This is a genomic window from Sphingomonas sp. GW821-FHT12D09 (assembly GCF_058807215.1).
This window is the reverse complement of sequence record NZ_JBXAQL010000001.1, coordinates 1,910,814-1,924,186: the sequence shown is the minus strand read 5'-3', so window position 1 is coordinate 1,924,186 and position 13,373 is coordinate 1,910,814. Positions and strand designations below refer to the sequence as shown.

Here is a 13,373-nt window from a genome sequence, read left to right as displayed (position 1 = left end):
TTCGTCCAGCCAAAGTACGTTCGATAGGATGTTGGTCAGCGGCGATCTCGCGCACGTTTGGGGATCGTGTGGGTCTAGTTGTTAGGGCGACCGAAATATGCACCTAGTGCATTGATAATAATGTCTTTTGTGCCTCCGCGTCACAGGCCTTCGTAATGCGGAGGTTACAGGTTCGAGTCCTGTAGGCGGCGCCATCACCTTTCCAGCGTTGAAACAAGGACCTGCGGGCGCTCCCTTGCGGGCGGGCGTTCGGCTGGGTCGTGGCTTCGGTACCGCGTGGGTGGCGCTTTGGGCTGGCTGGCGGAGGGTTCGCGGAAGGCGCTTTCGGCTGTCGGGAGACGCGGGCTTGACGGCTAGCGGGCCGCTTGCCCTACCGCGATCACTGCCGCCACCGTAGCAAGGGTGTCTGCGGTGACCTGGCTGCAAGATATGCTACTCGGCAATAGCGCCGCCGCTGATCTCACCCATGGCGGTAAGCGCCTGGTTGCTCGACCGCGCGGGGGGCGACTTTCGCCAGGAGGTCGGATCCACTCCGTACGCGGAGATCCCAAGCGCGCCGAACTCGGAATGCTTGCGATCGTCCTGAGCGTTGAAACAACCACTATCGTGCTATCGCGCCTTTACAACCCGGGAAGCGAAAAGATCTATTGCCGCATCGGGGAAGCAAAAAATCGATCATCGCGCTAAAATTTCTCAATTCTTCAATATTCAGGAGATTTCATGCAAGTTGCATCGACTCTGCGCACGCTTACCGATGACGAGCTTTCGGTCGTCGTCGGTGGAACCGAAGAACCCAACCAGCTTGATCCCAATCCCGGCGGTGATTCGGGCGTGAACTCGCTGATCAATCCGAGCAGCGTTCAGAACCTGTCGCCGAACGGCGCAGTCATTCAGACGAATGGCTTTGTGCTGGTCGATTTCGATGGTGATCACGTCTACGACATGGGATGGCGCCCTTCCGCCAACGGCGGTTGGGACATGACCGGTGACGGCACGCACTGGACCCATGACAATGATCCGGGCGGCCCGACCATCTTCATCATCACGCCGCCGAACTTCCATTGATCCGCGCGGGCAGGGGCGGGCCTAGTGCTCGCCCCTGCACAAGGAACAGCGAATGCGCTTGCTTCTTTCGGCACTGCTGACGCCGCTGGCCGCTATGCCGGCGGGGCAGGATGCCCCTGTCGAGATCGAGGGCTTCGCGGTCCACGTCATCGCGAAGCCCGACCCGCAATGCTACGCGAACCGGTTGATGGTCGATCCCACGTCGAGCCGGGTAGCGACCTGGGTCTCGCCGCGCGATCTGCGCGACTTCGATGCCACCGAACCATCTTCCTTCGTCGTCACGAGCCTGCCGGAAAGCGGGGCGGCGGCGGCGTCCGCGATCACGATAGGCACCAACGCGCGGGTTGAGCCGTTGCGCTGGAGCGAAGGCGGGGACCGGCTGCTCTTCCGCGTCGATAGCCGCGGCACGGGTTTTTATTCCGCGGACCGGCAGGTCGTGGAAGCGGGGCCACGCATGGACCCGCTATGGGAGCAGGTGAAGATCGAGGCCGTGGCGAATGGTGACCTTGGCTTCCACCAGCAGCCCGAAGCCTTGACGCTGCTTCGCAATGCCAATGCCGACGGCGCGCCGAGGCGGGCGCTGTTCGCCCAGGGGGCGACATCGGCAACCTTGCTTGCCTTTCACTGGGGCAACCGGTTCCGGCTGACCGCCTATGCCGGCGCGAAGCGGTGGGACACCGGCAAGAACATCGCCTTCACATCGGCACCGCTCCTGATGCCGGGAACGACGAAGGTGCGGCAGCTTGGCGAGCAGGAGGCGGGCCGTTCGTTCCTGCCCTATGCGCAGCCATTTCTCGATCGGGCGCGGGGAAGCATCGCCGGCCGGTTCGGCTTCACCCGGATCGAGCCGCTGCGCGGCGCGGCCATCGATCTGGGCAGGCATTTCGGTCAGCTCACGGTGATCACCGACGTCGCCGCAAACGGCGAAACCCTGTTTGCGCTCGTCGATCTCGAGCGGGAGCGCCGCATCGTTCGGGTGAAGCGCGGCCGGATCAGCAGCTGGAGGCTTTGCGAGAAGAAGCAATTGCCGCTCCCCATCGCGTTGCCGATCGAGAACGCGCTACCCGTCGAAACGCCGACTGTCCGCAGCGAGGTGCGCTTCGGGCCGGGCACGGCGGGCGCCTTCGCGACCCTCTATCGCCCTGTCCATGCCGATGGGAGGCTGATCGTCTATTTCCATGGCGGCCCGACCATTCCCTATTCGCTCGATGCGGTGCCCCGGGCGGTCCGCGATGCGGCTGCGGACGGGATCTCGCTCCTCGTCGTCGAATATTCGGGCATGCAGGGGGCAGGCGCCGCGCTTTCGGAACGATTACCCCGGCTCGGCATCGCCGCCTATCGCCAGGACGTCGATCAGGTGATGCGCTGGGTGCAACGCAGCGCGTTCCGGCGGCGCTATCTGCTGGTGGACAGCTTTGGCGGCGTGCCGGGCGTGCTGGCTGCCCGGCACCACGCCGCGTTGTTTGACCACATGTTCTTCCGTGCGCCGGCGCTGACGCTGCATGCCGCGGAAGACACGATACGGAATCGCGAAGGGTTCGCGGGGAACAAGGTGTCGCCGGAAAGCCAGCGCGAGTTCGAAGCGTCGATATATGGCGGCGATGCCGGGCGGGCGCGCTTCGTTGCCGATCTCCGCGCCGAGGTGAGCCAGTTGCGACCGTCGCCGCGCATGTCCTTCTATTTTGGCAGCAAGGACGGGACATCGCAACCGGGCGATCTTCCGGCGTCGTTTGGCGGTGACCCCTCGGTGATGGTCGTCGCTTCGACTCACGGCATGGTCGCCAATCTGGCGGAAGTGGAGCGTGACATCGCAAGGAAGATGGCCTGGCCGGAGCCGCGAGGGCCGGCCGGGCGCCCTGGGGGACATTGAATCCGCCACGCGCGCCTTCTCTCAATTCATTCATTTTTCGACACTTTTCCGGGGATCATGCATGTCCTTGTTTCGCGAGGAAGTTGCGGAGCATCTCAAGACGCGCCTGCACGGCGAGGTGGTGCTCACGCAGCCATTATCGATCCGCATGCTCGTCCTGGTGCTTGTCGGGATCGTTGGCGCCACGATGGTCTGGCTGTTCAACGGTTCCTATGCCCGGATCGAGAATGTGCGGGGCATCCTGGTCACCGAGCAACCGAGCGCGAAGGTCTACGCTCCCGTCGCCGGGGTGGTGACCAAATTGCTGGTCAAGGAGGGCAGCCTGGCGCGCAAGGGCGACAGGATCGCCGTTGTCAGCCTTGATCGCGCGGTCGCTTCCGGAGGCATGGTCGCGGAAGAGGGGCTCGCTGCGCTTGCAGCGCGGCGCCAGATCGGCGCCGAGCAGATCGCGCTAAGCAAGGCGCGGGATGGCAATGAACGCGCCAGGCTCGCAAACGCGATCCGCGCCGGGGAAGACCAGCGGGCGAGCTTGCGGATCCAGCTCGCGCTCCAGAAGGAAATGGTCGCGTCGAACGAGATGCTGTTCGACCAGAGCCGTGCGCTGGTCGATCGCGGCATCGTCTCGAAGGTCGATTATGAACGCAAGCGCCAGGCGCTCATCGCTGCCCGGCAGACACTGGCGGGACTGCAGCAGCAGCTCGCCGCCAAAGCCGAGGATGTCGGCGAGGCACGGGCGCAACTTGCCAGCCTGACGGTTCAGTCGGCACGGGATCTGGGGGATCTGCGTGCCGGGCAGCAGGCCCTTGCCCAGCAAAGCGCGCAACTCGAGGGACAGCGCGCCTATATCGTCACCGCCCCGATTTCCGGGCGTGTCACGGCGCTGCAGGTAGCGAACGGGCGCACCGCGACTGCCAATGTTCCGATGATGGTGATCGTGCCCGAAGGCACGGTGAAGGCCGAGTTATATGCCCCGAGCCGCGCAGTCGGCTTCGTGCATCCCGGGCAGGAAACGCGCGTGCTGTTCGATGCATTTCCCTATCAGCGCTTCGGCTCATTCGGCGGCCGGATCCAATCGGTCTCCAGGATCGTGATCGATCCGCGTGAGACGGATGTTCCCCTGAAGTTGGAAGAGCCGGTCTACCGCGTCACCGTCGTGCTCGACCAGCAGGTGGTGGATGCCTATGGCGAAAGGACCCCGCTCCAGCCCGGCATGACGCTGGATGCGAACATCATCCTCGAACGGCAGAGCTTTCTCGACTGGTTGCTCAGGCCGCTCAAGGCCGTGCGGAGCGGTGTCGCATGAGCAGCGTGGCCGACATTATCGAGCTTCGCGGCCGGCGGCGCGCGCCCTATATCCCGCAAAGCGAAGCCAGCGAATGCGCGCTTGCCTGCCTGGCGATGGTCGCCGGCTATCATGGCTACAAGACCGATCTGACGGCGTTGCGCCAGCGCTATGGCCTTTCGCTCAAGGGCGCGACGTTGAAACAGGTCATCCAGGTTGCGGAGGACATCGGCTTCAACGCGCGACCCCTGCGCGGCGAGATCGACGATCTGCCGCATCTGTCGCTGCCGGCCATCCTGCATTGGAACCTCAACCATTTCGTGGTGCTGGTGGGGATCAGCCATGGCCTGGGAGGCAAGCGCTATCATGTCCATGATCCTGCGCGAGGTGCGCTCAGCCTCACCCGTCAGGAAGTTTCGCGCAGTTTCACCGGTGTCGCGCTCGACCTGCTGAAATCGGAGGCGTTCCGCCCAAGGACGGAGCAGACCAAGCTTGGAATTACCCAGCTCTGGTCGTCCATGTCCGGCTTTTGGCAGGCGCTTCGCGAGGTCCTGCTATTGTCGCTGGTGCTGCAGTTCACCGCCCTGGCCGCGCCCTTCTTCCTTCAGATATCGATCGATACAGTCGCGCCGAGCTTCGATCGCGATCTGCTGCTGATGCTGGCGCTGGGATTTGGCGGACTGGCGATCATCAGCATGCTGGCGAGCTGGTTGCGCGCGCTGGTGCTCGTCACGCTCAACAATTCGCTGTCTTACCAGGTGGTGGTCAACCTCTTCCGCCACCTGATGCGCTTGCCGCTTGCCTGGTTCGAGAAGCGCCATGTCGGCGACGTGATCTCGCGCTTCGGATCGACCCAGCCGATCACCCAGCTGCTGAGCCAGGGGATGATCGCAGGATTCATCGACGGCGCGATGGTGATCCTGACCCTGGCCATGATGTTCCTGTATTCACCGATCCTGGCCGGCGTCGCCGTCGCGGCATTGTCGAGCTATGCGGTTGTCCGCCTGCTGTTCATCCAGACGCTGCGCTATCGCAATATCGATGCGATCACGACGGCCGCGCGCGAGCACAGCGCGTTCATCGAATCGGTGCGGGGCATTTCGGCGATCAAGGCGTTCGGGCAGGAAGGAAACCGCCAGCGCCTTTGGCAAAAGGCCAAGGCCGATGCGGTCAATTCGCAGATCCGCCTGGGCCGGCTCGGTGCCGGTTTCGACGCTGCCGGCCAGTTGGTGATCGCGGTCGAACGGGTCCTGTTCGTCTATGTCGCCGTCAGGCTCGCTTTGGATGCATATATCACGATCGGCATGATCTTCGCGTTCCAGGCCTATAAGCAGCAATTCCTGGACGCGAGCATGCGGCTGATCGAGCAGGCGATCAACTTCAACCTCGTCAAGGTTCACCTGGCCCGGATTGCGGACATCGCGGTGAGCAGGCCGGAAGATGCAGGGGAGCTCGCCTCTGCCGACCGGCCCGACTTTACCCAGCCGATCGAGTTGCGCGGGGTCTTCTATCGTTACGCCATGGGCGAGGCCGACGTGCTGAAGGGCATTTCGCTGACGATCCGGCCTGGCGAAATGATCGCGCTGGTCGGCCCGAGCGGGGGCGGCAAGACGACGCTGGTGAAAGTGATGATGGGATTGTTCGAGCCGAGCCGGGGGGACGTGCTGATCGGTGGAAGGTCGATCTCGTCCTTCGGCAAGCGCGGCTTTCGCCAGAGCATCGGTTCCGTGGCGCAGGACGATACGCTCTATGCGGGCACGCTGGCGGAGAACATCGCGTTCTTCGATCCGGATATCGACATGGCCCAAGTCGAGGAAGCCGCGCGGCTGGCGGCGATCCACGACGAGATCGAGAAGCTGCCGCTGCGCTACAATTCGCTGATTGGCGACATGGGTTCGGTGCTGTCGGGAGGCCAGAAGCAGCGCGTGCTTCTGGCGCGGGCGCTATATCCGCGGCCCCGGCTGCTGATCATGGACGAGGGCACGGCCCATCTCGACCCGGCCAATGAAGCGAAAGTGCTCGAAGCTCTTTCGAGACTCGACATCACCCGGATCGTGATCGCCCATCGCTCGCAATCGATTTCGGCAGCGGATCGCGTGGCCATGATCGTCGACGGCAATCTGCTGGAAGTCAGCGGTGAAGCCCGGCCCGAACTGCTCCCGCAGCCTGCCGGTTCTTGATTGGATCGGGACGCTCCCCATCATCCGGAATCTGGGCAACGCGCAAAGCCGAGCCTGAAGTTTGTCAAATCGGTTGGACCCCGAAAATCTATCGCAAATCTGAATTCGTCAGAGCCGAGCTCGTGCCTTCGTAATGCGGGGGTCACAGGTTCGAGTCCTGTGGGCGGCACGATCACATTTCCACGGCATTGGCGATTTCCTGGTGACCGGCGTACGGCCGGGGTGCGGCTTTAATCCGCATATCGACTTGCCGGGGCCCCGACGTCGGAATCCGCCCGCCGCGCATACCCCAGCCACCGCGCATGACGCCACCGCCACCGCGCCCCCTGCCCGGAGAAACCGCCGCCATAGGAGCCGTGGTCGAGCCCCTGGCGGGAGGCGCCGGGTCGATCGAAGACGCGGCCCGACATCGTATCGCGTTCGACGCCGCGATCGCGTGCCACGCGGTCTCGGTCGCGGTCGGGGTGCCGGCCGGAAAAACTCGGGCCATGGGTTCCCGGCCGGTCGAGCTGCCGGCGGCGGGCCTGCGATCGCCGATGCCCGGCCCTGCGTGCTGCTTATCCGAGGTGCCGGGGCCTGCCGGCCAGCCTGCGATCGGCTTTACCCGACCGGGTACGTCTTCGCGCCCGGGCTAGCATTGAGCCTGTCCAGCGAAGAGAACACTGTCATCCGGCAATCACCCGGCCCTCAAGGGCTCAAGGAGGGCCGATGTTCAAATCTCTTCTCTTGGCAACGGCGCTATGCTTCGCCGCGCCCGCAGTCGCGCAAGTGGCGCCATTTCCTGCCGCGTTCAAGACGCAGGAGATCAAGACCAACGGCACGACCATCCATGTGCGCGTGGGTGGGCATGGACCGGCGGTGCTGCTGCTCCACGGCTATGGCGAGACCGGGGACATGTGGGCGCCGCTGGCCGACGCGCTCGACGATGATCATACGGTCATTGTCCCCGACCTGCGTGGCATGGGGCTCTCCGATCATCCCGCAGGCGGCTTCGACAAGATGACCCAGGGCCGCGACATGCAGGGCGTGCTCGCCGCGCTGGGCGTCCAGAAGTTCGATCTCGTCACGCATGACATCGGCAACATGGTCGGGTTCGCGCTGGCCACCCAGGTGCCCGACCGGGTCGGCCACTTCGTGCTGATCGATGCGCCGGTGCCGGGCGTCGGACCGTGGGAGGAGATCCTCAAGAACCCGCTGCTCTGGCATTTCCGCTTCGGCGGGCCGGACATGGAGCGCCTGGTCGCCGGGCGCGAGCGGATCTATCTCGACCGCTTCTGGAACGAATTCTCGGCACACCCGGCGCGCTTCGACGAGCTGTCGCGCCAGCATTATGCGGCACTCTATGCGCGGCCCGGCGGCATGCATTCGGGCTTCGCCCAGTTCGCCGCCTTCGACCAGGATGCGATCGACAACCGCGCCTGGCTCGCGACCGGCAAGAAGCTGACCATGCCGATGCTGGCGCTGGGCGGGGAAAAGTCGTTCGGGCTGACCATGGCCGCGGTGATGCGCGCGGCGGCGACGAACGTGACCGAGGGTATCGTCCCCGATTCCGGGCACTGGATCATGGAGGAGAATCCCGCCGCGGTCGTCGCGCTGGTGAAGCCCTTCCTGGAGTCCGGCAAGTGAGGAAGCGGTACCTCGCAGCCGCCCTCGCGCCTTGCGCATTGCTGTTCGCCGTCTCCGCGCATGCCCAGCAGGCACGGCTGACTCCGACGGAGATCGAAGCCCTGGCCAAGGGCGGCGCGGGCCCGGGCACGTCCGGGGTCGCCGGTATCAAGACCACCGTGCTGCTTGGCGACCCGACCGTCTCGGGCCCCTATACGATCGAGATCCGCGTGCCGGCGAACACCCGGATCGCGGCGCATGCCCATCGTGACGCGCGTAGCGCGGTCGTGGTCAGCGGGACCTGGTATTTCGGCTATGGCGCGACGGCCGGCGAAGCGCGGGTAAAGGCGCTGCCGCCGGGCAGCTTCTATACCGAGCCCGCCGACGACCCTCATTTCGCGCTCACCCGCGACCAGCCGGCGATCGTCTATATCAGCGGCTGGGGCCCAACCGACACGCGGTACACCGCCAAGCCCTGACACCTACGTTTCCAGCGTTTCTCGTCCGAAGCCCCACAGCGGCGCGGCTCGAAGAAAGGATGTGCCATGACTTCGCCCGCTACCATTCGCGATCCGCTCGCCGACGAACTGCTGACGCCCCAGAACGCGGCGCTGGTGATCATCGACTTCCAGCCGGTACAAGTCGCCTCCATCGTCTCGATGGAACGGCGTGAGCTGATCGCCAATGTCGTGGCGGTCGCCAGGACGGCGAAGCTCTACGGCTTGCCGGTGGTGCTCTCGACGGTGAATGTCGCGACCGGCCGCAACACGCCGACCATCCATCAGCTCCAGGAAGTGCTGGACGGCGTGGAGGCGATCGACCGGACCTCGATCAATGCCTGGGAAGACGATGACTTCGTGGCGGCGGTGAAGGCCACCGGCCGAGGCAAGCTGATCATGGTCGCGCTGTGGACCGAAGTCTGCCTGGCCTTCCCCGCGCTGGATGCACTGCGCGAAGGCTATGACGTCTATCCCGTGGTGGATGCCGTGGGCGGAACGTCGCTGCTGGCGCACCAGGCCGGCCTCGAGCGGATCCTCCAGGCCGGTGCCCGCCCGATCACCTGGATCCAGCTGGCCTGCGAACTGCAGCGCGACTGGAACCGCGTGGAGACGACGGCCGGCTTTGCCGAGATCGTCTTCTCGTCGATCCATCCCTGATCGCCACCGGCATGGTCCGGAGGCGGATGCTCGACCTGGGGACCGCGCTCAGCGCTCGATATAGCCGCGCCGTGTCGCCACGGTCACGGCGTGGGTGCGGTCATGCACGCCGAGCTTCTCGAAGATCGTCTTAAGCTGCGCCTTGATCGTATCGACCGAGAATTGCAGCCGCCAGGCGATCTGCTTGTTGGGATGCCCCTCCGCCACCAGGCGCAGGATGGCGATCTCGCGCTCGGTCAGGGGTTCGTCCAGCGCGTGCTCCGCAAGCGCGTGGGCGGTCTCCGAGCAGACGGCGCGGCGGCCGGCATGGACGGATCGGATGGAATCGACCAACTCGCCGCGGATGCCGTTCTTCAGGATATAGCCCGAGGCGCCGGCACGGATCGCACGGATCGCATTCGCGTCGCCGGGATAGGTGGTGAGCACCAGGATCCTGGCGTCGCGCGACAGGCGGCGAATCTCCTGGATCGCGTCGATCCCGCCCATGCCCTGCATCTGCAGGTCCATCAGCGTGACGTCGGGCGCGAGCTCGCGAAACTTGGATATCGCCTCGGCACCGTCCGACGCCTCTCCGACCGCCTCCATGTCGTCCTGTCGTTCCAGGAGCAGGGCAACGCCGTCGCGCACCATCGGATGGTCGTCGACGATCAGCACTCGGATCGGGGAAGCACTGGTCATCAGGAGCTCCACAGGCGCGCGAACAGGCTGCGCTCGCCCGCCTTGTACGCTATTCTACCCGGCACCGTCAGCATCAGTTCGGTGCCGCGATCGGGTAGGGGGCGGACGACGAGCCCGCCATGCAGTTTGCGCGCGCGCTCCCGCATGCCCGCCAGGCCGAAATGCCCCTGCTTGCCGATCGCGGCATATTGGGGATCGATGCCGATCCCGTCATCCGCGATGCGCAGGACGAAGCTCGCGGCGTGCCGGATCTCGACGGTCACCCGGGTCGCCTGCGCATGGCGGCGGATGTTGAACAACGCCTCGCCGGCGATGCGGGTGATTTCATCCAGCGAGTCCATCGCATGGGGCGTGCCGATACTCGTCAACGACACTTCGACGTCGGAGCCGAAGCCCTGCCGCGCGATCAGGTCAGTGACGATCTGTTCGATGTCGCCGTCCTGGCGCGAGCGCAGGTCGTGCACGCGGTCGCGGCCTTCGGCAATCACGCGGTCCGCCGTGTCGATCGCTTCGATCAGCGCGGGCCGGCCGACCTGTTTCAGCGGCAGGTCGTCCACGGCCAGCTGGAAGCGCAGCGTGAGCGACTGGATCGACTGCAGCAGCGTGTCGTGCAGCTCGCGCGCGATGCGCTCGCGCTCCTCGATGCGCTCGGCCATGCGCAGGCGAATGCGGTGGGCGATGGCGCGTACCCGCATCGAGTAGGCGAGCCAGACGAGCAGCAGCAACGCCAGGGCGCAGAGCAGCTTGAAGGGCCAGCTCTGCAGGAAGGTCGGACGGATCACGAACTGCAAGGCGGCGCCATTGTTGTTCCAGACGCCATCGTTGTTCGCGGCGATCACACGGAAGCGATATCGGCCGGGCCCGAGATTGGCATAGGATGCGAAGCGCCGCGCGCCCGCATCGACCCAGGCATCATCCACGCCTTCCAGCCGGTACCGGAACCGCACGCGCTGCGGCATCGCGAGGCTCAGCCCGGCATAGGCGATGTCGATCGCATGCGTGCCGGGTTTAAGATCGAGCGCGCCGGGGTCGCGCCAAGTCCGGCCGCCACCCGCGAACGAGCGGATCGCTACCGGCGGGGCGAGACGGTTTCGCTCGAGCGTGGCGGGATCGAAAAATGCCGCGCCCTGGCGGTTGAGGAACCATAGCCGTCCATCGCCGCCCATCACAGCCTGGATCCCGGTGAAGCCGCCATGCTGCATGGTGCTGGTCAGCCCGTCCTGCGCATCGAACACGGTGCGTTTCAGCGGCGCATTCGGGTCTTCGAACGCCTGGTCGAGATCCGCGGTGGCGACTCTGGAGATGCTGTTGCGGCCTATCATCCAGGTCTCACCGCGTGGGGTCTGCACCAGAGTGCGCAGCATCGCGACCCAGGGGAAGCGGCGCTCGTCCAGGCGCGCGAACTGGCCGTCGCGCACCCGCAATAGCCCGCCGGTGCCGCTCAACAGGATGTCGCGCGTGCCGCGCGCGATCATCCTCGCCGGGCCTATGCTGGACTCCAGCCTGGTCACGGCGAGCCGATTGCCGCTGAGGATCGCGACGGCGCCCGAGCCGGTGAAGGCGAGATCGCCCGTGGGCGTCGCGATCATGTCAAAGATCCGCAACTGCGCGAGCGCCCCGCCGGCGGCATTCCAGCCCTTCGAGTCACGCCAGTTCAACTTGCCGTCGAAAAGCCCCACCCATAATCGTCCCAGCCGATCCTCGACGCAGCCGGTGGGAAGCGCTCGCCCAGGATAGGATGGCAATACCTCCGAGCGATCGCCGCGGATGCGCAGTGTCCGCGACGGCTGGACGATCCATATGCCGTCGTCGTGCGCCGCGCACATCGCCAGGTCTTCGTCGCCGTCGAGCTTCAGGATCGCCCGCGGCGTGCCGTGCGGCAGGACCTGGAACAGCGTACGATGCGATTCGATATAGACGCTGCCGTCCTTCGCGCTTGCGATCGCCAGTCCTGCGATCGCGTCGGTAGGGATGGCCAGTTCCTGGGTTGCCGCGGCACGGCGAAACTGATCGATGCCATTTTCAGATCCGATCCACACGCTGCCTTCGCGATCGACGAACGTCGCATAGGTGAAGTCGGAGGCCAGGCCATTTGCCGCATTGAATTGATATGCGCCGGTCTGAGAGCTGAGCGACGCCCTCGCCGCGGCTTCCAGGTGGAATATGCCGACCGAGGACGTCGTGCCCCACAGGCCGCCGCTTCGATCGAAGGCGATGGAAGCAGTGCGGATGCCTGGAATGGCTGGAAATTGGATGGCGGGTTCGATGATCTTGCCGCGCGCATCGACCAGCTTGCGCACGCCGCTTGCGTCCGCGGTCCACAGCGCGCCGCTTGGGTCGAAGGCGATGCGCGGCCTTCCGGAGAGGCGGAACGGCATCCCCCGAAAGCTGGTCGCATGGGGCGCCAGATAGGCGATCGCGCCATCCCTGCCGCTCTCATGGGTGAGCGAAACCCACACGCCCCCATCCGACGCGGCCAACAGTCCCATGACGGCGCCGGGCGGCAGCTTCAGCGCATCGTCCACCTGCTCCCATCGTCCCGCCCGCAGCCGGTACAGGCGGTTGTTGAAGGGGGAAGTCGCGGCCCAGATCGTTCCGTCGGGAGCCTGTGCGAGATGCACGAGGGCGAAGGGCGGATCGGGTATCGGCACCGCCTTCAGCACGCCGTCGTGATATACCGCCAGGCCGCCATTGCCGCGAAGCCCGACCCAGAGCTGGCCCTGCCGATCGACCATCAATCCCGAGGGCAATGCGGGTTTCCTGGAGGTGCCGGCGGGCCAGTCGATCCGTTCGAAGGTCGCGCCGTCGAACCGGTACAAGGCGTCGCCGGCGAGCCAGAGATAGCCGTCCGGCGTCTGCGCGATCTGTTGCACGTTATCCGGCGCGCCCTCTTCAGCACCCCAGCGCAGATGCTTGTACGCGCCGAAACCCGCCGGCATGACTTGCGCGTTGACGGAAGCGATGGACAGAAGGGCCGCCAGGCAGATCGCCAGGCGTCGAAGCAATAGGGCGGGGCGTTCGAACCCGCTCGGGGTCGCAGAAAACTGCCAATCCACTTCAGCCCCCGCCCTATGGAATTGCCGCCATGCCCATCACGCCCCGCCTGGCTCGATCGCCGAGGGCTTGCCCTACGCCTATGGAGTAGCAGGGTGAGCGCTCGCCTTCCAGCCTGCCCCTGAGCGTCGGCGATCGCTGGCTTCGACCAGGTTCGAACGGCGCGGATATCGACCGGGGTAGCGGGATCAGGCGCGTGGAAAAATGTAGAAAAAACAGGCAAATGGGGCGCGGCACGGATTCGAGTCCCCCCATAGGCGCGCCATATCTCCCCAAAAGCGCGGCGTTGGCGGAGCCGTCATGGGATAGCGTAGCGGGCCTTGGTCCTGCGGTGTCGTAGCAGCGTGCCGCATCGCCGCGTGAACGCGCTTGTACGGGGCTGCGCCGGCTGAGCACGTTGCTGCGCGGCGAGAAAAAAGGCGTCCATTCTCCAAAATCATCTTCGTGGCGGTTGACAGCAATCGGGCCCGTCCGTAGAGGCG

At 65.3% G+C, this 13,373-nt stretch carries 9 protein-coding genes; 7 read left to right on the top strand and 2 right to left on the bottom strand.

The window, feature by feature from the left end; all coding sequences use genetic code 11:
• Positions 1-720 precede the first annotated feature (720 nt).
• The 7 genes from AC1RPL_RS08650 to AC1RPL_RS08620 all read left to right on the top strand — a co-directional run bounded on the left by AC1RPL_RS08650 (position 721) and on the right by AC1RPL_RS08620 (position 9,159).
• The gene (locus AC1RPL_RS08650) at positions 721-1,065 is read left to right on the top strand and encodes a hypothetical protein (RefSeq protein ID WP_493068836.1); all 345 of its coding nucleotides are present in this window, start codon (positions 721-723) and stop codon (positions 1,063-1,065) included.
• Positions 1,066-1,117: 52 nt separating this feature from the next.
• A complete protein-coding gene (locus AC1RPL_RS08645; RefSeq protein WP_493068835.1) occupies positions 1,118-2,935 on the top strand; it encodes an alpha/beta fold hydrolase in 1,818 nt (605 codons plus the stop codon).
• 61 nt (positions 2,936-2,996) lie between these two features.
• The gene (locus AC1RPL_RS08640) at positions 2,997-4,238 is read left to right on the top strand and encodes an HlyD family secretion protein (RefSeq protein ID WP_493068834.1); all 1,242 of its coding nucleotides are present in this window, start codon (positions 2,997-2,999) and stop codon (positions 4,236-4,238) included.
• Complete coding sequence (locus AC1RPL_RS08635) at positions 4,235-6,397, top strand: peptidase domain-containing ABC transporter (protein WP_493068833.1); 2,163 nt, start codon at positions 4,235-4,237, stop codon at positions 6,395-6,397. Before AC1RPL_RS08640 ends, AC1RPL_RS08635 begins: the two co-directional genes overlap by 4 nt.
• Positions 6,398-7,105: 708 nt before the next feature.
• Entirely contained in the window at positions 7,106-8,023 is a 918-nt protein-coding gene (locus AC1RPL_RS08630; protein ID WP_493068832.1) for an alpha/beta fold hydrolase, read from the top strand.
• Positions 8,020-8,481, top strand: a complete 462-nt coding sequence (locus tag AC1RPL_RS08625) for a cupin domain-containing protein (protein WP_493068831.1) — start codon at positions 8,020-8,022, stop codon at positions 8,479-8,481. The genes AC1RPL_RS08630 and AC1RPL_RS08625 overlap by 4 nt, the downstream gene beginning before the upstream one ends.
• A gap of 66 nt (positions 8,482-8,547) precedes the next feature.
• Positions 8,548-9,159 (top strand): hydrolase, encoded by a 612-nt coding sequence (locus AC1RPL_RS08620; protein ID WP_493068830.1) that lies wholly within the window; start codon positions 8,548-8,550, stop codon positions 9,157-9,159.
• Positions 9,160-9,207: 48 nt separating this feature from the next.
• Here the strand turns inward: AC1RPL_RS08620 and AC1RPL_RS08615 are convergent, their stop codons facing one another.
• Together AC1RPL_RS08615 and AC1RPL_RS08610 are read right to left on the bottom strand one after the other, a co-directional pair.
• The gene (locus AC1RPL_RS08615; RefSeq protein ID WP_493068829.1) at positions 9,208-9,837 is read right to left on the bottom strand and encodes a response regulator; all 630 of its coding nucleotides are present in this window, start codon (positions 9,835-9,837) and stop codon (positions 9,208-9,210) included.
• Positions 9,837-12,842 (bottom strand): sensor histidine kinase, encoded by a 3,006-nt coding sequence (locus AC1RPL_RS08610; protein WP_493068828.1) that lies wholly within the window; start codon positions 12,840-12,842, stop codon positions 9,837-9,839. Before AC1RPL_RS08610 ends, AC1RPL_RS08615 begins: the two co-directional genes overlap by 1 nt.
• Positions 12,843-13,373: the final 531 nt, after the last annotated feature.